Origin of the sequence: Cyclobacterium roseum, from assembly GCF_010119225.1 — a bacterium.
Lineage (GTDB): Bacteria > Bacteroidota > Bacteroidia > Cytophagales > Cyclobacteriaceae > Cyclobacterium > Cyclobacterium roseum.
On the sequence record NZ_WNKF01000003.1, the window covers coordinates 186,977 to 209,846 of the forward strand.

Genomic DNA, 22,870 nt, shown 5'->3' on the forward strand with positions numbered 1-22,870 from the left:
CAGTCTTTATCTAAAGCACGGATGTTAAAAACCTTTTTAGGTTTTTTTGAAGCCCTAAGATTTAATAGATTCCGTTACCATCAAATGGATTAATATAAAGAGGGTTTCACTCTTTATCCCTGTTTTTGCCACAGTTATGATAAAAAGGCCATTTTAATAATAATTTTTATCTTTGAATAAAAATGCCTGAAATCTCAAGATTCTATGGAATTGTCATTCGGATGTACTATCAAGACCACAATCCTCCACATTTCCATGCTGAATACCAAGGAATGAAAGCAGAATATGATATTATCACGTTAAAGATTTTGGCAGGTAAGCTTCCCAAAAGAGCTCATTCAATGGTGTTGGAATGGTCTTCTAAACATAGAGATGAATTGATGAACAATTGGGAAAAAGCCATTGTTCCTGTAGCACTGGATAAAATCAAACCTCTGGATTAACGCTGGTATGAACGAAGTAATAGAAATAAAAATATTGGAAGATTACCGGATTTGGATGAAATTCAATGATGGGGAGCAGAAAACCATAAATTTCCGTTCCTACATTGGAAAAGGATTCACAGCAGAATTGCTTGATTGTAATAATTTTAAACAGGCGTTTATAGAATCCGGCGGCGGGATTGCATGGCCAAATGGTTATGATTTTTGCCCAAATTATTTAAAAGAATTAGCTGGTGAAAAAGAGCACGCTAAAAATAATTAAAATTGATGATATGCCATTTTTTGCCCACTCAGGGAAGGACAGGGTTGTAAAATCCTAATGCCGATGCCTATAACCGTTGAGGTCTTCGAGACCTCGACGGATTCATTTCGTACTATCTCTGGCAATGACGCCATGTGACAGGATATTTATTGTCGACGAGGAATTTTTAAGCCCGCCATTTTTTTCGTATTTTTTCTATTTCAATCATCTTACGGCTCATGAAGCAATTGTTGTTCTCCTTGGTTTTTCTGTTTTTGGCAGCTTGCGGATCCGACAATTCCTCCGGTGAGAACGGTCGAGCGCCGGATTTGAATGTTACATTGGACACGGTTCAGATTGATGCCAGGGGAGAAATCCTGTTTCTGAATACCGGTTTGCGTTCCGCAGTCCTCACGGAGGACAATCGCTACCTGTACAACCTGAATCGCCAGGCCTATACCATCGAAAAAATCGATTTAACTACCTTGGCACTGGAAGCCTTGCTTCCGTTTGAAAAAGAAGGGCCGGATGGCATTGGGGGATATTCCATGGGAATAAGGCTGGTAGATGGGGATCGGTTTTTGATGTCCGGTTACGGCAATCATGCCCTGTTTGACAGCAGCGGCAAAAAACTGGCCGATGTAGGCCCGGAAACAGTCCCTGCCTTCGCCTCGGAAACGGAAGAAGGAAACGTGCTGTTCCCGTTGCGATTGCCGGAGACCAGGTCGGCCTATGCTGGCGTGTACATCATTCCGGGAGAGCGGGAACCGCAGCTAATGTTCTGGGATACGGAAGAACAAACGTATCGGAAAGTAAGGAACCACTTGCTGGAGAAGTCCATGCAGTACCAGACGGACTTTGACGATGGGTCCACGGCTTTATTTATCAGTGGCGGAGAATACCTGGAAGTGGTAAATGATAAGGTTTTGCTGGCCCTAAACGGAAGTTCAGACCTTTATATACGTGAACCGGGACAAGAGGAATTTTATAAAAAGACCTTCGAAAACGGTTGGATTCCCCGGGAAAAGGAGACCGTCTTTCCGGAAAAAATAAACGATAGGGGCTTATTCCAAGAACTATATAAGAAAGCGACGGAGGAAATTTCCTATAATAAGCCCATTTGGGATGAAAGTAGAAGGGTTTATTTCCGGTTTTCCCACAAGCAGGAATACGGCGTTGCAAACACCAGTCCTTCGGATGGTCTTTTTCCCAAACCTTCGGGCGCTAGCGTGTACCTCACGATCTACGATGCCGATTTTAATTTGCTGAGAGAGACTGCCGTTCCTGAATTGGACCAGCCACCGGCCTACCACTTCGCCAAAGATGGTAAGATTTGGATCTTTGAGAATTTGGAGGATGAAATGGGTTTTGTAAGGTTGAGTTTTGATTTGTGATTTCGGATTGTTTGTAGGTCGTTTGAACAAATGCTAACCATATAAGGCATAGAAGGACATATAAGGGATTTTTTAGATCAGGACACTTTTTCACTTTATTCTTTAAACAATAGTTAACGATCGGTTGTCAGAAGAAAACACTACAATGACCCCATACCCTTATAATCCCTTATATTACTTATATGGTTTAAAAAAAGGAGAACCATATAAGGCATAGAAGGACATATAAGGGGTTTATTTTTTAATTCAGGGTTTACTTGCGATTTGCGATCTTTCCCATATCCCGACGGAAGGCATGTATATTTATTGAGTAAAGTAATTCGGGAAACTTCACCCTTATAATCCCTTATATTACTTGTATGGTTCAAAAAAAGGAGTAACCCTATAAGGCATAGAAGGACATATAAGTGATTTTTATTGTAATTCTGGGCGTATTTGAGATATATCTTCTAGTGGTAAAATTATTCCTTGCCGTGTTTTATTTTTAATCCTAAATCGCTGACCAATTTGGTTTAACGTTTGTTTTTGGGGTAGTTAGCCACAAACCAGTCTAGGTATTCCGGCAGTTTACCACCCAGGAAATAGGGTAGGTTCATTAGATAACATGTCATATTTACAGGGTAAATAAATACAAAAAATGTAAGATATACAGGGTAACATGTTACAAAATATGGGATATTTAGAGGCCAAAATTAAATGTGTGGATTATTTACCCTTTTTTTAACACCTATTTATTTTAATTTGCCCGGAAAATTCTTAATTTTTTAGTCTAAATCAAATCATAAACACATGAGGCTTTTCGTTATTCTTTTCTTCGCAAGTTTACTTATTGGCTGTGGGAGCGTTGATCATCGAGAAAAAACCGGTGAGGTACGCCTGGATTTTAGCCTGGATACGGTCATGATAGATCCGGGTCAGGAAATCCTATTCTTAAATTCTGGTTTGAATCAAGCCCAATTGAGCCCGGATAGAAAGCACTTGTACAATTTTAATCCTGCCGATTTTTCCATTGAAAAAATCAATCTGGATGAACTCAAGTTTGAAGACAAAATCAACTTTTCCAAGGAGGGGCCAAACGGCGTGGGGCAGTATGTTATGGGCTTTTTGTTAGTGGATGAAAATTCCATTTTGTTCAGAAGCTATAACCAAGACAATTTCCTGGACTGGGAAGGGAATAAAAAGCGGCAGTTTGACTTTAAGAAAGTGGGAGCGGAGGCTGAACGGATAGCAGATGGGGAACATCTTTTTATGCCTGTTATCCAACCGGGACAGCCCCAGGTGTTTTTCGGTTTGGTTTCGAATTGGGAGAAAAAATCCACCGCCCTGGCGGTTTTTGATTTGGCCAAAGATCATGTAAAAAGGATTGATGTACCGCTTTTTGAAAAAACCAGTGCTTTTAAGATCGAATTCAATGATGGTCAAATGGGGTATGTTATGGGGACTTCAGAATACGTTAAATGCGAAGGCGGGAAGGTGATTTTAGGTGCAGAGGTGTCCAGCGATCTTTATGTGTATGATCCGCTCACAGAGGCCTTAGACCAGAGGGCTTTTGAAAGCGAACTGACGGCCAATGAAAAAAAAGGCAATCATCCCGGTAAGGTCAGTGACCGGAAAGAAATGGAGGGGATTTACAGGAAAATTCACGAGGAAATTGGCTTTCAAGCCATCCATTGGGATGAAAAAAACGATTTGTATTACCGTTTTTCCAGTATGGCTGAATTTTCCGATACTGCCGAAACGCCCGAAAACCGCATGGTCCCATCACCTACAGGTGCGAAGGTATACCTGACTGTTTTTGACAAAGATTTGAATCAAATCGCCGAATCCCGCGTACCTATGTTGACGAAGAAACCAGCCTATCACTTTGTTAAAGACGGTAAAATCTGGATTTTTGAGAATATGGAGGATGAGATGGGGTTTGTGCGCTTGAATTTTCAATTATGATTTCGGATCTATCCAATCTTAAATCATAAAACCAAGATGGCCATAAATGGCATCGCTTTGACGCATTAAAACACAAATGGCGTAAATATGACGCTATAGGGGCGTAATCACGTGAATTGGAAAAGTATACTTTTGCTCGATAATTAAAAGTATAGAAAAGATGAAAAATTTAATTCTGGCAAAAAGGGTAAAGGAATTACGTAATCGCAGGGGACTTTCTCAAGAACTATTAGCAGAAAACTCAGGATTAGGCATCCGAACCATCCAGCGAATTGAAAATGGAGAAACAGAACCACGTGGAGATACACTTAGACGATTGGCTAATGCTTTGGATACAAGTCCGGATGAAATAATTGATTGGACAATATCTGAAAACAAAGGTTTTCTTATAGCTTTAAATCTTTCTTCGCTAGGGTTTATTCTATTTCCGCTTTTAGGAATATTAATTCCATTAATATTATGGATATCCAAAAAGGGAAAAATAAAAGATGTAAATCACCTAAGTAAGGAAATTCTGAATTTTCAGATATCCTGGACCATTATAGTGATATTAACTTACATCTATTTCATCGGTAGTATGTATTATCGACTTAGTCAAGCTGGGGATATATCTCCAGCCGTACTGGGAAACCCATTAGTTAAATTTGCTGTACTGGGATTTTTATATTTATACAATTTCGTTTTAATTGTAATTAATACGGTTAAAATTGAAAATGAGAAGAAGGTGAAATACTTTCCTAAATTAAACATAATTAAATAGCTGCATATTTAATCAACTCAAACAACCTCCAAGAATCCTCAATTTCCAATTATGCAAAAGACTAAAGTATTTTAAATGAAAAATCAATTAATTCTTTTGATGCCTGTATTATTTTTTGGCTATATGCTGTCGTCTTGTGGCTCCCCATCGGAAAAAGAGATACAGGAATTTAGAATTCATGTGGATACGGTCCAAATTGATCCAGGGGATGAATTGCTTTTTTTGAAACGAGGGCTTGACGTTTCCGGACTGAGTGTGGATCGCAGATACCTTTACAATTTTGACCTGGAGCAACACCAACTCGAAAAAATCGACCTGGATTGCCTGGTTCTGGACCGGAAAATTCCCTTTGAAAAGGAAGGTCCCGACGGACTAAGGGGTATCCATTCCCTCTGGGGCTGGGAGAGAGAAGCTATTTTCTTCAGCACCTGGAATGGGGCAAAGGTTTTTGACCAAAGTGCTATACTTGACCGTTCCTGGAAGCTGGATCCGAAGGAGTTTTCCGGGGATGTTCTTAGCGACAAGGAATCCCTTATAGGGGTTCAGGTGGATCCTTCCGGTGAGGGGGAAGCTTATGGTCTTGCAAAAGCTTTTCGAAACGAACTGGCTTCGTTTGTCAGGTTGGATCTGGACCAACATCAAATCCACCGCTATTCCTTACCCTTATTAGATAAGTTAGGAACTTATACCGCTTCCTTAAATGATGGGGAGAACTATGCCTATCACGAAGTAGAAACGTACCTGGAAATAGTAGACAGTGGCGTCTTGTTTGGGGCGGAGACCGGAAGTGAATTTTACCTTTACGATCCGAAAGCCGATACCATCAAGGTGGTTTCCTCCAATAGTGAGTGGATGGAGTCGGAAAATATGGCAAAAGGGCGTGATTTTGCTTCTGCAGGTGAGTTTTCCAGGTACTTTCAGCAATTCATGGAAGGACCTCATTATTTATTGCCTGTTTACGATGGGCAGAACAAGCGGTATTGGCGGTTATTTTACGAGAATTATTATGAAAGCGAAATAACGGAAGGACTTTTTCCCCAACCTGCCGGAGCCAATGTTTACCTGGCTTTGTACGATGAGGAGTTGAACCTGATCCAGGAGGCCGAGCTTCCCTTTTTAACCGAGAAACCTTTACGGCATTTTATCAAGGATGGGATGCTTTGGGTCTTCGTCAACCTGGAGGATGAGATGGGATTTGTGCGCATGTCGATTGATTTATGATTTCAGGAAAAGGATAGGAATGTGTAAAAAACTTATTATATTGGTGTATAATTAAAATAGGATGAGAACCAATATAGAGATCGATGATAAGTTGATGGATGAAATCCTGAACAAAACCTCCTTGAAAACCAAAAGAGAAATCGTTCATGCAGCACTAAAAGACTTTCTTCAAAAATTGAAGCGGGAGGAACTGGCAGGTATGGCCGGTAAAATTGATTGGGTGGAAAATTTGGAACGAATGAGAACGGATTAAAAAATGGTTCTTTTGATTGATACCAGCATCTGGATAGAATTTTTCAGGGGAGAGGATGAAAAACTGGTTCGGATAGTCCGGAAACATATTCTCAGCAATGAGGTTTGTATTTGCCCTCCGATACTTCAGGAAATTCTACAAGGAGTAAGAGATCTTGAAACATTTGAAATGCTCTCAGAACAATTGATGAGCATCCGATTTTTAGAAGCTGACCCTAAAATGATGGCCATAAATGCTGCTAAATTATACTTTAACTTAAGAAAAAAGGGTGTCACCGTCCGCAAAAGCATGGACTGCCTAATTGCATCCTACGCATTGGCATTTGATGTTGCTTTCTATCATGCAGATAGAGACTTTGACCATATCTCAAGGCATTTTCCAATCAAACTTTTTACGTAGAATTACTACCGGTTTTACGGTAATCTCACCATTATTTCGAAAGGGTAAGTGTCTATGTCTAATTAGTGTTTTGTGGACCAGGTTGGTGGATCAATCTTACATGTACATGCACTACCTTCCAATCCCAAATCCGCAATCATCAACCTTTGAGGTTTTTTTGGTAAGTTTATATTTATGTCTCTTCTGTTTTAAATCGGACTGAAGTTTGCTACAAGTAAGATTAGCCTTCAAATTGATAAATTAATGTTAAAAAATACGCTTACATGTGCTGTTGTTTTGATTTTACTCTGTTCACCCATGCTGCTCCAAGCCCAGGAAAGGCATGAATATGAGATTTCCATTCTGGGCATCAACATTGGTGACATGGTAGCCACCAAAGAAACCAAAGCCGATACCACGTATTTTTTGCTGAGAAGTGAGGTGAGCTTCTGGTTTTTTGGGCGGATCAACCTGGATTATACCACCAAAGTAAAATACCATCAGGGGCAGTTTATCGAATCATCCGTAGAAAAAAAGACCAACCGGGGAGATTTTCTGTCCAGGATTTGGCTGGAAGATGGGGTCTATGAGATCCGGGCCAATTCCTATAAGTATGAATTCAATGATCAGGTCAGTGAAAAAATAGACTACAGTGCGGTGCGCTTGTTTTTTGAGGAACCCAAAGGCAAGAAAAGAATGATTACCGAAAACCACGGCCAATTTGCCAGCATTACCGCTAAAGGAAACGGGGCCTACGATACCTATGTGGAAGGCAACGAAAACAACTACCAATACGAGAATGGCAAATTGCAGGAGGTCAGCATGCACAGTCCCATTAAGAATTACGTGATACAGCGGAAGGAATGATGGTTGCTGATTTTCCGATTTCACCACCATCCTGAGAATGAACTTTTTTAACCGGACATTAAGTAGGCACCTATACGATTCAAGTAACTGGTAACCATATAAGGGGTATTATAGGTGATTCAAGGATGTATTTCAAAAAATCCAATCTTGGTAGCTGTGACATCTGTTCGAAGGAGCTTATAGTAGTTCTATGCCTATACCATTATTTTTACCGCTTGGGTATTTATGTTGGATGTTTTTTTACTGTAGTCTCATTTGTATTTAAGAGACTAAAAATCAAAAGGGAATATTATTGATGTATGAAAAGAGCGTTAGGCCGACAAAAAACCGAGGGGCGCAGCAGGATGGCGGGAGGAAGAGTTTTTTTGTCTTGATTCAAAATTTCTCTTAGGATTACTTTGATGGATAGTTCGGTTCAATAGTGCCTTTAATTACGATTAGATTCGACAGCAGGGTTGCAAACCCTGTTTATCTGGGTTCGGCATTGCAAATGCCGAACAGCGGGTTGCAAACGCTGTTTAGTTGAATTCTTGCAGTCCCCGGGTTTCGACCGGGGTTATTGTAGTTGAAGCCCTTCAGGCTTCGGCATGGAGGGAGAGTTTGATAATGAGGGAAGAAGGCCGATGATTCGATTCGCTAGTTACTGGTTCGGAAATAACTTGAAATTTCCAGTAAGAAGATTGGACTGGAAGCAGGTAAAATTGTTTCCACCTCTAAAATAACTCCGACTGATTTTCTAATTTATGCCAGGCCTGAAGGGCCTGAACAACAATAACCGTGGGTGCAACCCACGGTTTTGGGACTGCGGATTGTTTCCAACCCCGGTAGGGGTTGAATCTAGCGTAACTGCCTTTAGAAGATCAACTATTTTCGTACCTAACACTATCATTTCGATTTGTGAAGTATAAATTTACCATGAAAATCGAAAGTTATAATTTCGGTTTTCATGGTAAATTAGTTTTGAAGATTTACTTTTTCACCTATATTTACATGGAATCTGTTTCAATCCATGGTTAAGCAAAGGTATATACAGGCACTGTTTGAAGAATATATGGAAATATTCCCTGCAGTAGGGATTGTGGGTCCACGACAGGTTGGAAAAACTACCTTGGTCAAGAATCTTTCATGGGGAAAAAATAAAATTTACCTGGATCTTGAGAAAGCGAGCGATAGGGCGAAACTGAATGATGTGGAATTGTTTCTAACGAATCATCAAGGTAATACCGTTATTCTCGATGAAATTCAACTAATGCCTGAGCTCTTCGCGGAACTTCGCAGTTCCATTGATGAAGACAGAAGGCCGGGAAGGTTTGTCCTCTTGGGGTCAGCATCACCCGACCTTATTCGGAGTAGTGCTGATTCCTTGGCGGGGAGGATAGGATATATCGAGCTCACTCCTTTTACGCTGAAAGAAATATTAATTGAGGAAATGGAGCGTCTTTGGATGCGGGGTGGTTATCCGCTGTCATTCCTGGCATCCACTGAGCGGATAAGTAATTTGTGGCGGGAAAATTTCATCAAAACCTATATCGAAAGAGACCTCGGCCTATTGGGGCTGAATACGGATCCAAAGCTGGTTGAACGGTTTTGGATGATGTTGGCACATGTGCAGGGGAGTTTGTGGAATGGAGATAATTTTGCCAGAGCACTGGGGATTACCCGGCCTACAGTAACCCGTTACCTGAAATTCCTGGAAGGGTCATTTATGGTCCGGATCCTACAGCCCTACCACCGCAATGTCAAAAAACGCCTGGTAAAGTCCCCCAAGGTATATATCCGGGACACAGGACTGTTGCATACGTTGGCAGGTGTAAAGACCTATGATGAATTGATCAATCAGTTGCTGATAGGCGCTTCCTGGGAGACCTTTGTCATTGAGCAGGTAATCAACGTGCTAGGACCGGATTACCAATACTATTTTTACAGAACCCATCAGGGAGCGGAGTGTGATCTATTACTGGTTAAATCCGGAAAAGTGGAATGGGCCATTGAGATCAAAAATACCCTTTCACCTAAAATCAGTAGGGGATTTCTGATAAGCATGGAGGATACGAAGGCCGCTAAAGGGGCCGTAATTTCACGAGTTGAAGAAGGTTATCCGCTGAAAGAGGGTGTGAGAAATTATTCTTTGAAGGAATTTTGTGAAGTTCTTAAAAAAAATAGTGGAGCAGAGAAAAACTAAAAACTCCCATTAAAATTAAATTTATTATAACTTATGAATTGATTTCAATTCTAAGATATCCAACAAATCTTTAGGTCTCGCTGCTCGCCTTTTGCTTTCCAGCAAGTCATATAAGTTGAGGACATTCCATTTAAGTACTCCAAATTTGCTAATTTCAACCTTTTCACTTTCGGAAAAGGCCTCATCAAAGCTTTTTCCAATTTGAAAATTTGTAATCAATTCTAAGTTTAAATCAGCAGGTGATAATTTTACAGATATATTTTGTTCCTTATTTTTAACTTTTTCAGGAAAGCTATCGATCTCATACCCCATCCGTCGAAATACTTGGAGTAGCTTCGAGAAATTTTCTTCAGACGTATCTATCCAGAAATCCACATCTGCGGAGTGTCTTTGGTAGCCGTGGAAATTAACCGCCCCGCCTCCAACCAAAAGCATTTTTACCCCTTCTTTTGATGCTTCTTTTAAAAAGGCATCAATGTTTTCCTTCCAGATTTTTGTCATGGGTTTTGATTTCAATTATGAAATTGTCCGAAGGGGCTTTGTTGGTTGAATTGACGGGGAATCTCTTTAGGTTTTCGCAAAGGTCCAGGAAGGCGTAAAATCGGTCTTTCGGTGCTAGCCTTAGAAATGATTCCCGCTGCTCCCGGTTGCTTTCTTCTTTGGACTGAAACTTAAGTTCCATAATGACATTCTTTAATTGTCGTAAATATAAGGCCAAAAACACAAATATACTTGATTCAAAATTTTCTTAGGATTACTTTGATGGATAGGTCGCTTCAATAGGGCCTTTAATTACGATTAGATTCGACAGCAGGGTTGCAAACCCTGTTTATCTGGGTTCGGCATTGCAAATGCCGAACAGCGGGATCATAAATCCAATATATCCGGATTTTCTGATTTGATCCTGGGACTAAAAACAAATTCCTCTGTAGACATCAATCGAATTTTCTTGTTTAAAAAATCTGTATGACGGGTATTGATAATGTAAACTTTTTCCTTGGGTATATTGGATGACGGCACCTCCAAAACAGGTGTTTTTCCTTCTCTATACCAATCACTGCCTATTTTCTGGCACAAGGAATAGGATGCTTTTTTGTACCAATTCTCCGGCAAGGAATCAAGTGGGATTTTTGTGATGCCGATTTCATCATCAATCTGGATTTCCATTACCCTAAAAAGATTGTTAAGCCCCTCACTGCTTCTGTGCACCACATTTTCAAGACAGGCCAATGCCCTGGTGGATGAGGTGTAAATCACAAAATTTCCCGAAACATTCCATCTATTGGGCTTACCTGAAGCAATGAGGTCATGGGCATATTTTTCCAAACAAATACGGAATACCTGCATTTCATATGTTAATAGTTGTCTTTAAGCGGCCATAACTTGTCCCGCACCAAAGGTCGGGATGCCCGCCCGGAGGAGGCCAGTCGGACGGGGAATCTCGCGAATGATAATCATTCCTCCATGTACCGCTTGCTTCGTGCTCGATTTCATGAAAAATCTCCGTAAGCAATCGTATCCAATTCTTCCATCACCAAATCTATTCCTCCACTGGTCTTTAAAAAATGATAGGGTATTGCCTCATCCAATCCTATTGCTGGCTTTTTTAGCCAGTTATTGAAAGCTTCAACTGAGCCAAAAACCTGTTCCCCTTTTTTACGGAGTTCATTTAACTTCAACACCTGTTCACTGGCTATTGGGTTGAGGGTTTTTTCGGCCTTTTGGTAATTTTTCAAGGTCTTTGTTGACAAGTGCAGGATAAGAGAAAGGTCTTCCTCCGGCATTAACAGTGATGCTGATATCTCGAAGGCCATTTCAGCGTCGACTCCTTTTTGTGCCTGGACTACCAATTCAAAACTACTGATGGGATCTAAACGCGATCTTTTAATTACCTCACTTTTCATAAAAACGGTTTATCAGAAGTAGAAAGTTAAGAAAAAATTCTATAAAAACGAGAAAATGTTCCTAAATTCAGCGCTTAACCATTGACCATGAGCAAATTCGGTTTTTTTATCATTCTACTTTTAATCGTAGGCTGCGGAAGTCCTGAAAAAAGAAATCTCGAGCAACAACGGCAACTGTCTTTTTCTTTGGATACCGTTTTGGTGGATCCGGGAGACGAAATCCTATACCTAAGGGCTAGTTTGGGCTACGCTGAATTGTCAGCAGACGGAAGATTTCTATATAATTACAATCCTACGGACCATGCCTTGGAAAAAATTGACCTGGATGAATTAAAGTTTGTTGAGAAAATACCATTTGAAAAGGAAGGACCTCAGGGTACTGGCTCTTTTAATCCTTTTTTCCTGTTGGGGGTAGATAGCATTTTAGTGGCGGGGTCCCTGAAGCATGCGGCGATTTTTAATTTCAAAGGAGAGAAATTGAGTGAAGTAACTATACAGGAGGTACTGGACCAGTCAGGTATTTTGGATGGAGGGAATCGTTTTCGCATTAACTCGGTAATTCCCGGTTCTGAAAACCGGTATTTCGGCTTTGTAACAGACTGGACGGCCAAGTCCAGGCAATTGATAAAAGTGGATGTGCCCGATGGTACAGTTACCGAGTTGGCACTTCCGGCGTTTGATAAGCTGGAAGAATACCATGTGACACAATTCAGTGGGGGGCAGGTTAGTGGTTTTTTAGTATCTCAGATTATGCTTCAAACGGAAGGAGAAAGCATCGTAATCAGCAATAGTGTATTCAATGAATTGTACGTATACCTTCCCGATAGCGATAGTTTGATTTTGAAGACTTATGAAAGTCGATTAACGCCCAACCAAAAAACGCCTTACTATCCCAGGCAGGTAGATAGTGATGAGGCGATGGAGCGAATAAGGGCAACCGGAATGGCAGAGATTAATTTTGAGCGGTTAATTTGGGACCAAGTCAATGCTCGATATTACCGGTTTTCCTATCAGGCAGACATCGAAACGGTTGAAAAGGATGGTTGGTTTTCCCTGTCTGCTACAAACGTTCGGGTTTACCTGACAGTGTTTGACAAAAACCTGGAGATGATAACCGAGTCCATCGTACCCCAATTAACAACTATTCCCCGGACTTATTTTGTCAAGGACGGTGCCATCTGGATTTTTGAGAATATGGAAGATGAACTGGGTTTTTTGCGGCTTGGTATAGCGTTGTGATGCAGGTCGATGGCTGGATGGTGTGATAGGCACCCGCAATCTCCGGACTTTTCTGGCTAAGGTCATTCTGGCTTCGGAGTCGAGGAAGAGTTTGATGAAGAGGGAAGAAGATCTATGATTCGATTCGCTAGTTACTGGTTCGGACATACCTTGAAATATCCAGTAAAATGATTTGACTGGAACCATGTAAAATTGTTTCCGCCTCCAAAAAACTCCGACTGATTGTCTAATTTATGCCAGGCCTGAAGGGCCTGAACAACAATAACCGTGGGTGCAGCCCACGGCTGATGGACTACCGATTATCACCAACCCCGGTAGGGGTTGAATCTAACGTGTACGTCTTTCCGGGATCAATTGTTCTCGTGCCGACGGCTTCCCTTAGATCCGAGAAGAGCAGGGGAGGCTGTATATCCATAGGATAGGCGCTAGGCAGGCCCTTGTTCAACCCGCTCCGGGGTTGGGTGAAGGATGGATTCTGGCAGCCCCCGGGTTTCGCCCGGGGTTATTGTTGTTGAAGCCCTTCAGGCTTCGGAGTCGAGGATATTTTGAAAAGAAAGCAAGGAATTCAATGATTCAATCAACTTGAAAATGCCCTATTCACCAAAAATAGACCTGTAATCATGTATACGTTAAGTGAAGTAAAAGTGTAACCCTATTAGTTGATCCCGACGATTCCGCTTCTGCACCGTTCTACTTTAACCTGTACACAATCAATACCGGGTTTTCCGAATCCTTGGCAGCAAGTACGGTGGTAGTGAAATTTCGCCCCTGGTTTTTGGCCCAGGTTTCGAATTCAGCCCTACCCATGGCTTCTTTCTTCTCCAATAGTTCTTTATAAAGGGTTTTGCCCGGAACATTTAGTCCGATCTTTCTAGGTGTAAAATTGTAAGCGAATCCCTCGGGATCGTAGCCGCCATCTATATCGTTAAGCAACCTGCCCTCGATTACATGAGATTTCTGGTTTTCACGGTCGAAAAATAAACTATAGCCCTTATTTTCGTAGGTCAAGACGGTGTAAAGTTGTTTTTCTGTTAGAAAGTACCGACTATGAAAATACATTTTTGTTCGATTATTTATGAAGTCTAGCCTTTGCATTATATCATCCATATTCTTTAATTCATCTGGATTTTGACCGTATTTTCCAAAGTCAAACGCAAGTTTGGGAATAAAATGTCCGTCCTCAACCTGATAGATCGTGTCCCAGAAGGTCATTCCATAGTAGAGGTGGTCCTGACTTTTCTTAAAATAATCTCGTCCGGAATCTTCAAAATAAAACCTTTCTGGATCGTAAGGGAAATAGTTCAGCTCATCCTTTAGTAATTTGTCGAAACTTTTGACAAAATACCCATCCGGTTCTCGGGTGGGAGTGTACAGGTAATAGCGTTGGTCATATTCCGAAAAAACACCTGGACCTAGCTTTTCTCTAAACGACAACTCACGAAGAAATTCACCCTCCAGACTAAACCACATGATCTTACGTGGGTATACTCCGAGGAGGACCAGTTCCTCCTCTACAACTGCGAGATCATCAAGGTCAAGGTATTGGCCCGGCCCTTCTCCATAGGCGTCGATTTTTGACATGTACTTACCTGATTTATTGAAAATATGGATACACTTGCACCCAAAAATATCCAGGGTGTAAATCCTATCTTGATGAAAAAGGACTTTTTGTAATCCGGTATTGAGTTGGGCCTCCTCCGAATCATCCTCCAGCCAGATATAATCCATACTGGGTTCGAAAAACTCTGATAATTTTCCGGTACGCGCCTGCGAAAGATCCACGGATATCCTTTCCAGGCCCGGGACAGATGTGGGTTCTTGATTACAGCCTCCAAGCAGAATGAATAATAATCCAACCATAAAAGCGAGACGATATCTTAGACAAACTCCCACCAAAAGCAATGGCCGTATTTTCAATTTCACGTTTCGAAGGGTAGGTAATGAATCCGACATTTTAGGGTCTTAAAATGAATGATGCAAAGTAATTTAATTAAAATATTCGTTTTTTAAAAAAATAGCTCCTGATTTTTATTCCTGAATAATAGGTTTTTAGTATTTAAATTTTAACTTTATAGTTTAAAATTTAATAGGCATGAAAAATATTATTTCCATTATTTTACTTCTCGCAGTTCAGCTGGGCTGTTCCAGCGAAGAACGGCTGGAGAATATCGGTGGCAGGACTTCGTTGGATTATTCCCTGGACACGGTGCTCATAGACCCGGGCGAGGAATTGTTGTTTGTGTCCGGACGGTTGTATCAATCAGACCTTTCACCGGATCATCGGTTTCTCTACAACTTCAACCATCATGATCATGCCCTTGAAAAAATTGATCTGGATGAATTGAGATTGGTCCAAAAATATCCCTTTGAAAAAGAGGGGCCAAACGGTACCGGCGATTTTTTTCGTTCGTTTTTCCTCCTGGACAATGATCACCTGATGATCATCAGTTTTCCAAGTCCTGCGATTTTTGACTTGAATGGCCAAAAGCTACAGGAACTGAAATTTCAGGGAATAGGCACGGGTGCCGACAAAATCGGTGAGGAGCAGCCTTTTCGGGTTTCCATGCATCTTCCTGAGGAGAACGACCAATACCTAGGTTATGTAAGAGACATCGAAGAGAAATCCACCGAACTCATGCGGGTTGACCTAAAGGAAGGTTGGACTAAACGAATCTCACTACCCCACTATGACAGGCTAAAGCAATTTGAGTTGCAGTATACAGATGGTAAAAGCTATATGGTGTCCGGTCCTCAAACCTTTATGGTCTGGGAGGGAGGTAAAATATTGTTGGGAAGTAACCTGACCAATGAAATTTACCAATACCTTCCTGAAGAGGATAGCTTGCTGGTAAGATCCTATCAAAGCCAGCTTACCGAGAATGCAAAAACAGAAGTACCTGCCACCGAATTTGACACCCAGCAAGCCTTTATCGAAGCCATCGTTCAGGTAAGGGAAGAAATCAGTTTTTCCCCTCCAGTCTGGGATGAAAATAACAGGGTATATTATCGGTTTTCACACAAGGAGGTTTTCGAAGAACAAGATACGGAGAGCTTTGAATGGCCGACGGCTGCCAATGCGGAGGTATTCCTGACTATTTTTGATGAAAAGCTGGACATGCTGGCAGAGTCCAAAATACAGGACCTCAGCATGCCACCTCAAAAGCATTTCGTAAAAGACGGCAAGCTTTGGATGTTTGTAAATGTAGAAGACGAGATGGGTTTCGCCAGGTTGTCACTGGAACTGGGGATAGAACCGTTGCCCGCTGACGGAATAGCACCGCAGTAACCCTCATTCTCTTAAATAGGAAGAACTTTTTTGAACCTCACTTCGAAAACGACCATTGTAAAAACGCAAAAACCAATAGCACAGGCTCCTAAAAACAAGTCCGTTTCGGTGGTCTACGATTGCGTTGAAACCCCTACTTTCTGATGTGCTACTTTAACCTGTACACAATCAGTACCGGGTTTTCTGACTCCCGTGCTGCAGTAGCTATTTCCGAAAATTTTCTACCATTGGTAGTAATCCACTTTTTATAGTCAGACTGGCTCATGTTTTCTTTTTTCTCCATTAGTGTTTTATATAAATCCCTGCCGGGAACTTTTAGGCCGACTTTTCCCGATTCGAAACTATAGATCAGGTAATAGGGATCGTATGCCCCGTCAATATCATCAATTATCCTGTCCTTTATTACATGGGTTTGCTGTTGTTCCCGATCAAAGAATACGTTGATTCCCTTTTTTTCATAAATAAGTATGGTATATAGCTGTTTCTCAGAAATAAGGTACTGGCCTTTAAAATATAGCTTGGCTCTGTTACTGATAAAGTCCAGTCGTTCCCTTGGATCGTCTAGGCGCTTCATCTCATCCAGATCCTGTGCATATTTCCCAAAGTCCAATACGAGCTTTGGAATAAAATTTCCATTGTCAACTTGATAAACTGTATCCGAATAGGTCATTCCGTAATAAAGATATTCGCTGCTTTTTTGAAGATAGCTTCTTCCGGAAACCTCTCCGTAAAGTTTTGCCGGATCATAGGGGAGATAGGTTACCGTATCCTGAAGGGATTTGTCGAAGCTTCTGACAAAATAGTCCCCCGGTTCTCGTGTGTAATTGTACAGGTAATAGCGATCGTCAAATTCTGAAAAAACGCCTGGTCCTATTCGGTCACGAAACGACAACTCTCGTAGAAATTTACCCTCCAGACTAAGCCACATGATCTTACGTGGATATACCCCGAGCAGGACTAGTTCTCCGTCTACAACCTCCGCGGCGTCAAAGTCCAGGTATTCGCCCGGCCCTTCTCCATAGGCATCGATTTTTGACATGTACTTACCTGACTTATTGAAAATATGGATACACTTGCACCCGAAAATATCCAGGGTGTAAATCCTATCTTGATAAAAAAGGACCTTTTGCAATCCCGCAGTCAACTGCGCCTCTTCCGAATCATCCTCCAGCCAAATGTATTCAATATGGGGTTCGAAAAACTCCGATAATTTTCCGGTACGCGCCTGCGAGAGATCCACGGATATCCTTTCCAGGCCCGGAACAGATGTGGGTTCTTGCTTACAGCCTCCAATTAAGATGAAAAATATTACGCCAATTATAAGTCCACAATATTTCAAACACAAGGCTGCTGTCAGCGAGGGGCATTTTGTCCTTTGCGTATATCGATAGACAGGAAATGGATCCGACATTTTATTTCTATTGGAAAGGTATTATTTTGCCTTCGTTAAGCTCCAGTCGTTTTGGTAATAGCCACTGGCTAAAATTGATTCCAAACCTACCACCGGCAGATCTGCCCGGATGATCACGTAATCCGGAAAGCCACTTCCCCCGGCAAAATACTGGTTGGCAAACAACGTCTGTCGACCGGCATTTCCTGTTCCACTGATGATTGCCACCGATCGCTGGGGATGGTCTTTTCGCGGCACCATAAAATACGCTCCCAAATCCTCTCCCGAATAAACGGTATCCCCTACCCGGATTTCCTCCCGGTTTACCTGAATCGGGCTATGCGCCAGGAGCAAGTCCCAGGCCCGGTTGGTATCGGCATTTCCATACAAAATAACCCCCCGATCCCCATGAACTTCCAGATCAAATTCCCGATCTGCGATAATGTCTACAGCTCCATTGCCCCGGTAATACCAGGTTTCTGCATCCAAGCGGGCTTTGTTGTAGGCCCATTCCTTTTCCTCCCTGCTTCCGGATGTGCCATACACCAGGATCATTCGGTGATTAAATGGCTCTTTAAACGTACCATTCCGATAAATACCTTTATCATAAGGCTCGGGTGCCTGACCGAATTCCCAGGTTTCCTGGCTTCGGTGAAGGTACAAGAGGGTATCGCTATTTTTTTTCCATTCCAACTGTGCTTCATCCAGTTCCAGGGTGATAATCGAATCCAGTGGGTAATTGCTGACATCCAGGCCCAGAATGGAAACATTTTCGGTGGTCCCGCTGATGGCCATTTGATCCGGTTTTCGCTCAAGTTTGACCCGGCTGTATTCCAGGGGTACCGTTTGCTGCAGGATATGCGCCCATTTGTAGGAAGCAGATATGGCCGGGTTGGCCGTGGTAAAGTCGATGGTGTTTACCGCGGAATCTGCTGGAATTTGGTGCCAGCGAAAGTAGTCAAAGAGGGGTGCCCAGTCCACGCTTTCGCTGCCAAACCAATGGCTACCTCCCGGGTATTCGTAATAACTGAAATCCGGATGAAACGCCGCCAGTATGCCACGCATTTGCCGGGCATAAGTTACCGGAACCACCCGGTCGGCATCTCCATGGTGGATGTATACTCCCGAGGCCTGGTAGTTATGCGCCAGTTGGATGACATCACTTGGATTACTGGCCCGAAGCAGGGTTTTTTCGGCGTCTGTGGATGCGTTTTCCGGAATTCTACCATCCGCCGAACCATAGCCCATCAAGGTGGGATAGCCAGCACAAGGGGCAATAGCGGCCCACTTGCCCGGATAGGTAGCACCCAGGTACCAGGTGCCATGTCCTCCCATGGAATGGCCCGTCAGGTAAATGCGTTCGGGATCCGGCCGGTATTTTTCTTTGGCGATTTCCAACACCTCCAGCGCATCGATTCTCCCCCAATCTTCCCAGTTGAAGCCTCTGGGTCTTCTGTTGGTTGGGGCCACCAATACGCCCCAGTCCTTGAGAGAGTAGGCTCGGGCCTGACCAATGGCTTCCACACCGGCCCCGTGAACGGAGAGAAAAAGTGCTGGATTTTCGTCCGGTCCGCCTTTTTGCGGGGCTACACCATAGTATTGCACGCTTCCGTCAATCTGACTGATAAAGGTTTGCTGGTAATGCTCTTCGGTCTCATCCCGTGCGGACAGGGTTATCTCCTGAGTATCGGAGACCCTTTTACCGACAAGGAGTTGGAGCGAGCAGTTGTATTCCCCTTTTTCGGTCATGGCACTGGCATCCATCTCAAAGGGTACCTTTCGGAAAGTCATGGGAGGGATTTCTGGTAAATCAACCATTTGAATTCGACCGTTAAGTTTAGTCTCCATCCTTGCATTTTGCAAGCGTCGATCCGTAGCGTTGATGACCACCACTGCGCCGGTCATCTGGTCTTGCCCGCTACCCAGAACTTTGTCCGGCAGGGTGGCATCGGCAACCTGCAGGGTAACGGGTTTCGGATCCAACTGCAATTCGGCACTGATCCCGGACCAAAGTCCGTTAAACCTCGCCAAAATCTCATTTTCGCCTTTCTTAAGGGAAACGGGAAGGTACAGCCAACCGTCTCCATAAATATCGCCAGCTCGGGGTACGCCATTTACGTAGACCATGCTGTTTCCACTGATTTTCAACAGGGCCTTTTGGGATTTGGGCGAATGGTAGCTGAGGGAAAGGTACCCGCTGCGGATTCGGCCCGTAAATTTTCCTTCCTCATTTGCCGATAGGGCTTTCCAAACTTCATCCTCTTCCAGGATATAGGGTTGTCCTTCCTCCGGAGAGGCGAAAGTTCCAACCGCCAGTGCATGGGCTAGTGGATCTGTAAAACGGACCTCCCGCCCATAGCGATGGACATTTTCAACATAGAGTCCCTCGTTAAAGGTGTGAATGGATTGCGCCTGGCCAGGAGCAATTCCTTGAAGCACTATTAAAGACAACAGAAAAAAAGACAATTTCATAGAAGAAACGGAGTGGTTTACTTTAATTAGAATAAAGGATTTAAAGGTACTTTTCAAAGGTAGGTTTTCTTACCATTGGCATTCGGCCTGAACTATCAATCGGTACTTTTGACTTGTCCCATTAAATTATTCAGGCTTTCGGCCAGCGTTGGGTGGGCAATGGGCAGGTGTTGAATCTGATCAAAAGGAACCTTACCTACCATGGCCATCTGAAGTACGGCCATGATTTCACCCCCATCCAGACTCAGGATGGTGGCTCCCAGAATTTGCCGGGTTTCAGGGTCTACCAGTACCTTAAAAAAGCCTTTTGTTTCATCCGTTTCTAGCGCCCTTCCGGCATGTTTCATCCAAAACTTACCGGTTTGGTAAGAGATGCCTTTTGCTTTTGCCTGCTCCTCATTTAGTCCGATTCGCGCCAGTTGGGGGTCGATAAAGACACAGTAGGGCACCAGGCGATCTTTTTTTGACAGGTCGGTATTTCCTTCATAGATCCTTTTAAATGCCAGGTAGGCATCGTGGTAGGCCATATGGGTAAAGGGCGGGCTTCCGGCCACATCTCCCAGCGCATAGACACCCGGCACGGAGGTTTCAAAGTTCTCGTCCACGACTATATGGCCGCGATCACTCAGGGTCACCCCAACGGTTTCCAGCCCCAGCGCTGCACTGCTTGGGGTTCGGCCGGTCGCTACCAGTAGGTGGGAACCACTGACGCTGCCTTTCCCCTCTTTATCTTCATAGGCCACTGTGATTTCCCTATTGGAAAAGCTGACTTTTTTGGCTTCAATATTTACTTTGGTATCGATCAGTTCTTCTTTGAAAATACTGGATATCTCTTCGCAAACGTCTGTATCCTCCTTAGGAACGAGCCGGGAAGCCATGTCCATAATGGTGACCTTGCTTCCAAAACGGCGGAACATCTGGCCAAATTCCAACCCGATATACCCGCCTCCCAACACGATTAGGTGTTCGGGCGTTTCTTCCAGCTCCATAATGCTCGTGCTGTCGAGAAAGGGGCATTCTGCCAGTCCCTTGATTTCGGGAATTCGGGGAGCCGATCCCGTGTTGATAAAAATTTTATCGGCCTCCAGTTCCAGGTCTGATTTTCCCTCCCGTTCTACACGAACACTTCGATTTGTTTGAAAGACAGCTTTTCCCATAATGATGGTGATCTGTTCGGATTTTTCCAACCCTTTGGATGCGCCGCCCCGAAACAGGTCGACAATATAGTCCTTTCGTTTTTTGACGTTTTTCTGATTTACGGTATAGGCTCCAACGTCCACCCCAAAATCTCCTGCCCTACTGACCAGATGGGCTACGCGGGCCGAAGCGGCCATGGTTTTGGTGGGAGAGCAACCGTCGTTGATGCAGGTGCCGCCGATGGCTCGTTTTTCTATAAGTGCTAATGACAGCCCCTTCGCGCCAATTTTTTTGGCCAGGGGCATGCCTGATTGACCGGCCCCAATGATGATGGCATCGAATTTTTTCATAAGGATTATTCTTCTACCTTGACACCTTTCCAGAAGGCAACGTGATTCTTAATTTCTTTTGCAGCCTCCTTGGGTTGGGGATAAAACCAGGCGGCATCCCGGTTGCTGTCTTCTCCAACTCGAATGTGATAATAACTGGCCTTACCTTTCCAGGGGCATTCCGAAGTGGTGTCTGAAATTTCAAAAAATTCCCTTTCTAAGGATTCAGGCGGGAAATAGTGGTTGTTTTCTATTATTAATGTCTCTTCAGACTGGGCAAGGATCTTATCTTTCCAAATGGCTTTCATAGGGTTTGGCATCTTTTCGAAATAAGTTAGCCAAATCCCTGTTAAAAACAAAAAGCAGCTTATTTAAGCCGCTTTTTGTTTTTGCCTTTATTCAGGTATTTTAGGTTGATTACCTCTTTTTCATTAAGGAACCGATATTTTCCCCGTGGGATGTCTTTTTTGCTCAGTCCGGCAAAGGCCACCCGATCCAGGGCAGTCACTTCATATCCAAAATGAGCGAATATTCGGCGCACAATCCGGTTTTTTCCGGAATGGATTTCCAGTCCCAAAATGGTTTTGTCCAGCGAAAGAACCTGTAAATCGTCCACCTCGGCAAGACCGTCTTCCAGCGTTACCCCTTCCCGTATGGCATCCACATCGTTTTTGGCAATGGGTTTGTCCAACGTTACCTGATAGATTTTTTTGATTTCGTAAGCAGGATGGGTGAGTTTGGCGGAAAGCTCTCCATCGTTGGTAAAAAACAACAATCCGGTGGTATTTCGGTCGAGCCTACCTACTGGAAACAGGCGTTCCTCGCAGGCACCTTCTACCAGGTGCATGACCGTTTTCCGCTCGAGAGGATCGTCTGTAGTCGTGATAAAATCTTTCGGTTTATTAAGTAGCAAATAAACCGGTTTCTCTGGCCGGACGGACTTCCCCTTATACGTCACTTTATCCTTGCGGGATACTTTGAAGCCCAGCTCAGTTACAAATTTTCCGTTAACGGTAATTTCCCCCTTTTCGATCAGGCTATCCGCTTCCCTTCTGGAGCAAATACCTGAATTGGCGATGAACTTATTCAATCTGATTTCGGCCTCCTCTGGCGGAAGGGTCTTCTGAATGGCTTTTAAATTGTATTCCGGTTGGTTTTCGGTTTTTCCCTTTCCGGGTTTACTTGCCCTTTTAATGGGAGAATAGGGCTTTCGGAACGATTTTTTTTTCTGGTCTTTTTCTTCCACGGTTCCGTAAACGGGCCGCTCGTTTTTCCCCCTGCCTTTATATTCCCTTTTTTCCGGGAGTTCATTTTTTTCGGTTTTCAGGGGTTTGTTTCCGGATGGGCGCGACTTGTTATCCGAATTGCGCTTATTTTTGTCGAATTTCCTGGAGGGATCTCCACCGGAAGAATTGAATTTTTTCATGATC

General features: G+C 43.2%; 23 protein-coding genes. 12 read left to right on the forward strand and 11 right to left on the reverse strand.

The window, feature by feature from the left end:
• Positions 1 to 182 precede the first annotated feature (182 nt).
• The 10 genes from GJQ68_RS05810 to GJQ68_RS05855 all read left to right on the forward strand — a co-directional run bounded on the left by GJQ68_RS05810 (position 183) and on the right by GJQ68_RS05855 (position 9,683).
• Positions 183 to 443: a DUF4160 domain-containing protein gene (locus tag GJQ68_RS05810; RefSeq protein ID WP_162416365.1), complete on the forward strand. Its 261-nt coding sequence runs from the start codon at positions 183 to 185 to the stop codon at positions 441 to 443.
• A gap of 7 nt (positions 444 to 450) precedes the next feature.
• A complete protein-coding gene (locus GJQ68_RS05815) occupies positions 451 to 705 on the forward strand; it encodes a DUF2442 domain-containing protein (RefSeq protein WP_162416366.1) in 255 nt (84 codons plus the stop codon).
• Positions 706 to 923: 218 nt separating this feature from the next.
• Entirely contained in the window at positions 924 to 2,078 is a 1,155-nt protein-coding gene (locus tag GJQ68_RS05820; protein ID WP_162416367.1) for a DUF4221 family protein, read from the forward strand.
• A 789-nt stretch (positions 2,079 to 2,867) separates the two neighbouring features.
• Complete coding sequence (locus GJQ68_RS05825; RefSeq protein ID WP_162416368.1) at positions 2,868 to 4,022, forward strand: DUF4221 family protein; 1,155 nt, start codon at positions 2,868 to 2,870, stop codon at positions 4,020 to 4,022.
• 160 nt (positions 4,023 to 4,182) lie between these two features.
• Positions 4,183 to 4,782, forward strand: a complete 600-nt coding sequence (locus GJQ68_RS05830) for a helix-turn-helix domain-containing protein (RefSeq protein WP_162416369.1) — start codon at positions 4,183 to 4,185, stop codon at positions 4,780 to 4,782.
• Between the two features lie 75 nt (positions 4,783 to 4,857).
• Positions 4,858 to 6,003, forward strand: a complete 1,146-nt coding sequence (locus GJQ68_RS05835) for a DUF4221 family protein (protein ID WP_162416370.1) — start codon at positions 4,858 to 4,860, stop codon at positions 6,001 to 6,003.
• Between the two features lie 61 nt (positions 6,004 to 6,064).
• Positions 6,065 to 6,256, forward strand: a complete 192-nt coding sequence (locus GJQ68_RS05840) for a type II toxin-antitoxin system VapB family antitoxin (RefSeq protein WP_154856274.1) — start codon at positions 6,065 to 6,067, stop codon at positions 6,254 to 6,256.
• Positions 6,257 to 6,259: 3 nt separating this feature from the next.
• Complete coding sequence (vapC, locus tag GJQ68_RS05845; protein WP_162416371.1) at positions 6,260 to 6,655, forward strand: type II toxin-antitoxin system VapC family toxin; 396 nt, start codon at positions 6,260 to 6,262, stop codon at positions 6,653 to 6,655.
• A 243-nt stretch (positions 6,656 to 6,898) separates the two neighbouring features.
• Positions 6,899 to 7,501 (forward strand): DUF6134 family protein, encoded by a 603-nt coding sequence (locus GJQ68_RS05850; protein WP_162416372.1) that lies wholly within the window; start codon positions 6,899 to 6,901, stop codon positions 7,499 to 7,501.
• A gap of 1,009 nt (positions 7,502 to 8,510) precedes the next feature.
• On the forward strand, positions 8,511 to 9,683 hold the full coding sequence (locus tag GJQ68_RS05855; protein WP_162416373.1) for an ATP-binding protein: 1,173 nt from the start codon (positions 8,511 to 8,513) through the stop codon (positions 9,681 to 9,683).
• A 24-nt stretch (positions 9,684 to 9,707) separates the two neighbouring features.
• On the opposite strand, the gene GJQ68_RS05860 is transcribed toward GJQ68_RS05855, so the two are convergent.
• From GJQ68_RS05860 to parS, 5 genes are all read right to left on the reverse strand, one after another.
• A complete protein-coding gene (locus GJQ68_RS05860) occupies positions 9,708 to 10,184 on the reverse strand; it encodes a nucleotidyltransferase (RefSeq protein ID WP_162416374.1) in 477 nt (158 codons plus the stop codon).
• Positions 10,156 to 10,365 (reverse strand): hypothetical protein, encoded by a 210-nt coding sequence (locus GJQ68_RS05865; protein ID WP_162416375.1) that lies wholly within the window; start codon positions 10,363 to 10,365, stop codon positions 10,156 to 10,158. Before GJQ68_RS05865 ends, GJQ68_RS05860 begins: the two co-directional genes overlap by 29 nt.
• Positions 10,366 to 10,550: 185 nt before the next feature.
• A complete protein-coding gene (locus GJQ68_RS05870) occupies positions 10,551 to 11,030 on the reverse strand; it encodes an RES family NAD+ phosphorylase (protein ID WP_162416376.1) in 480 nt (159 codons plus the stop codon).
• A 21-nt stretch (positions 11,031 to 11,051) separates the two neighbouring features.
• Positions 11,052 to 11,177 carry a hypothetical protein gene (locus GJQ68_RS23515; RefSeq protein WP_262888099.1) on the reverse strand — a complete coding sequence of 42 codons (126 nt, stop codon included), beginning with the start codon at positions 11,175 to 11,177 and terminating at the stop codon, positions 11,052 to 11,054.
• A complete protein-coding gene (parS, locus tag GJQ68_RS05875; RefSeq protein WP_162416377.1) occupies positions 11,174 to 11,587 on the reverse strand; it encodes a type II RES/Xre toxin-antitoxin system antitoxin in 414 nt (137 codons plus the stop codon). The genes GJQ68_RS23515 and parS overlap by 4 nt, the downstream gene beginning before the upstream one ends.
• 87 nt (positions 11,588 to 11,674) lie before the next feature.
• Here parS and GJQ68_RS05880 point away from each other — a divergent pair, with 87 nt between their 5' ends.
• Positions 11,675 to 12,826, forward strand: a complete 1,152-nt coding sequence (locus GJQ68_RS05880; protein ID WP_162416378.1) for a DUF4221 family protein — start codon at positions 11,675 to 11,677, stop codon at positions 12,824 to 12,826.
• A gap of 690 nt (positions 12,827 to 13,516) precedes the next feature.
• Here GJQ68_RS05880 and GJQ68_RS05885 read toward each other — a convergent pair.
• Positions 13,517 to 14,686: a 6-bladed beta-propeller gene (locus GJQ68_RS05885; protein ID WP_162416379.1), complete on the reverse strand. Its 1,170-nt coding sequence runs from the start codon at positions 14,684 to 14,686 to the stop codon at positions 13,517 to 13,519.
• Between the two features lie 232 nt (positions 14,687 to 14,918).
• Here GJQ68_RS05885 and GJQ68_RS05890 point away from each other — a divergent pair, with 232 nt between their 5' ends.
• Entirely contained in the window at positions 14,919 to 16,112 is a 1,194-nt protein-coding gene (locus GJQ68_RS05890) for a DUF4221 family protein (protein WP_162416380.1), read from the forward strand.
• 148 nt (positions 16,113 to 16,260) lie between these two features.
• Here the strand turns inward: GJQ68_RS05890 and GJQ68_RS05895 are convergent, their stop codons facing one another.
• From GJQ68_RS05895 to GJQ68_RS05915, 5 genes are all read right to left on the reverse strand, one after another.
• A complete protein-coding gene (locus GJQ68_RS05895) occupies positions 16,261 to 17,523 on the reverse strand; it encodes a 6-bladed beta-propeller (protein ID WP_162416381.1) in 1,263 nt (420 codons plus the stop codon).
• A 21-nt stretch (positions 17,524 to 17,544) separates the two neighbouring features.
• Complete coding sequence (locus tag GJQ68_RS05900) at positions 17,545 to 19,974, reverse strand: carboxylesterase family protein (protein ID WP_162416382.1); 2,430 nt, start codon at positions 19,972 to 19,974, stop codon at positions 17,545 to 17,547.
• 95 nt (positions 19,975 to 20,069) lie between these two features.
• Positions 20,070 to 21,461, reverse strand: a complete 1,392-nt coding sequence (locus GJQ68_RS05905) for a mercuric reductase (protein ID WP_162416383.1) — start codon at positions 21,459 to 21,461, stop codon at positions 20,070 to 20,072.
• A gap of 5 nt (positions 21,462 to 21,466) precedes the next feature.
• Entirely contained in the window at positions 21,467 to 21,748 is a 282-nt protein-coding gene (locus GJQ68_RS05910; protein WP_162416384.1) for a DUF427 domain-containing protein, read from the reverse strand.
• A 59-nt stretch (positions 21,749 to 21,807) separates the two neighbouring features.
• Positions 21,808 to 22,866 carry a pseudouridine synthase gene (locus GJQ68_RS05915; RefSeq protein WP_162416385.1) on the reverse strand — a complete coding sequence of 353 codons (1,059 nt, stop codon included), beginning with the start codon at positions 22,864 to 22,866 and terminating at the stop codon, positions 21,808 to 21,810.
• Positions 22,867 to 22,870: the final 4 nt, after the last annotated feature.

Coding starts and splice junctions, on each gene's coding strand:
- GJQ68_RS05810 (WP_162416365.1), top strand. CDS start 183: ATGCCTGAAATCTCAAGATTCTATGGAATTGTCATTCGGATGTACTAT.
- GJQ68_RS05815 (WP_162416366.1), top strand. CDS start 451: ATGAACGAAGTAATAGAAATAAAAATATTGGAAGATTACCGGATTTGG.
- GJQ68_RS05820 (WP_162416367.1), top strand. CDS start 924: ATGAAGCAATTGTTGTTCTCCTTGGTTTTTCTGTTTTTGGCAGCTTGC.
- GJQ68_RS05825 (WP_162416368.1), top strand. CDS start 2,868: ATGAGGCTTTTCGTTATTCTTTTCTTCGCAAGTTTACTTATTGGCTGT.
- GJQ68_RS05830 (WP_162416369.1), top strand. CDS start 4,183: ATGAAAAATTTAATTCTGGCAAAAAGGGTAAAGGAATTACGTAATCGC.
- GJQ68_RS05835 (WP_162416370.1), top strand. CDS start 4,858: ATGAAAAATCAATTAATTCTTTTGATGCCTGTATTATTTTTTGGCTAT.
- GJQ68_RS05840 (WP_154856274.1), top strand. CDS start 6,065: ATGAGAACCAATATAGAGATCGATGATAAGTTGATGGATGAAATCCTG.
- vapC (WP_162416371.1), top strand. CDS start 6,260: ATGGTTCTTTTGATTGATACCAGCATCTGGATAGAATTTTTCAGGGGA.
- GJQ68_RS05850 (WP_162416372.1), top strand. CDS start 6,899: ATGTTAAAAAATACGCTTACATGTGCTGTTGTTTTGATTTTACTCTGT.
- GJQ68_RS05855 (WP_162416373.1), top strand. CDS start 8,511: ATGGTTAAGCAAAGGTATATACAGGCACTGTTTGAAGAATATATGGAA.
- GJQ68_RS05860 (WP_162416374.1), bottom strand. CDS start 10,184: ATGACAAAAATCTGGAAGGAAAACATTGATGCCTTTTTAAAAGAAGCA.
- GJQ68_RS05865 (WP_162416375.1), bottom strand. CDS start 10,365: ATGGAACTTAAGTTTCAGTCCAAAGAAGAAAGCAACCGGGAGCAGCGG.
- GJQ68_RS05870 (WP_162416376.1), bottom strand. CDS start 11,030: ATGCAGGTATTCCGTATTTGTTTGGAAAAATATGCCCATGACCTCATT.
- GJQ68_RS23515 (WP_262888099.1), bottom strand. CDS start 11,177: ATGAAATCGAGCACGAAGCAAGCGGTACATGGAGGAATGATTATCATT.
- parS (WP_162416377.1), bottom strand. CDS start 11,587: ATGAAAAGTGAGGTAATTAAAAGATCGCGTTTAGATCCCATCAGTAGT.
- GJQ68_RS05880 (WP_162416378.1), top strand. CDS start 11,675: ATGAGCAAATTCGGTTTTTTTATCATTCTACTTTTAATCGTAGGCTGC.
- GJQ68_RS05885 (WP_162416379.1), bottom strand. CDS start 14,686: ATGGTTGGATTATTATTCATTCTGCTTGGAGGCTGTAATCAAGAACCC.
- GJQ68_RS05890 (WP_162416380.1), top strand. CDS start 14,919: ATGAAAAATATTATTTCCATTATTTTACTTCTCGCAGTTCAGCTGGGC.
- GJQ68_RS05895 (WP_162416381.1), bottom strand. CDS start 17,523: ATGTCGGATCCATTTCCTGTCTATCGATATACGCAAAGGACAAAATGC.
- GJQ68_RS05900 (WP_162416382.1), bottom strand. CDS start 19,974: ATGAAATTGTCTTTTTTTCTGTTGTCTTTAATAGTGCTTCAAGGAATT.
- GJQ68_RS05905 (WP_162416383.1), bottom strand. CDS start 21,461: ATGAAAAAATTCGATGCCATCATCATTGGGGCCGGTCAATCAGGCATG.
- GJQ68_RS05910 (WP_162416384.1), bottom strand. CDS start 21,748: ATGAAAGCCATTTGGAAAGATAAGATCCTTGCCCAGTCTGAAGAGACA.
- GJQ68_RS05915 (WP_162416385.1), bottom strand. CDS start 22,866: ATGAAAAAATTCAATTCTTCCGGTGGAGATCCCTCCAGGAAATTCGAC.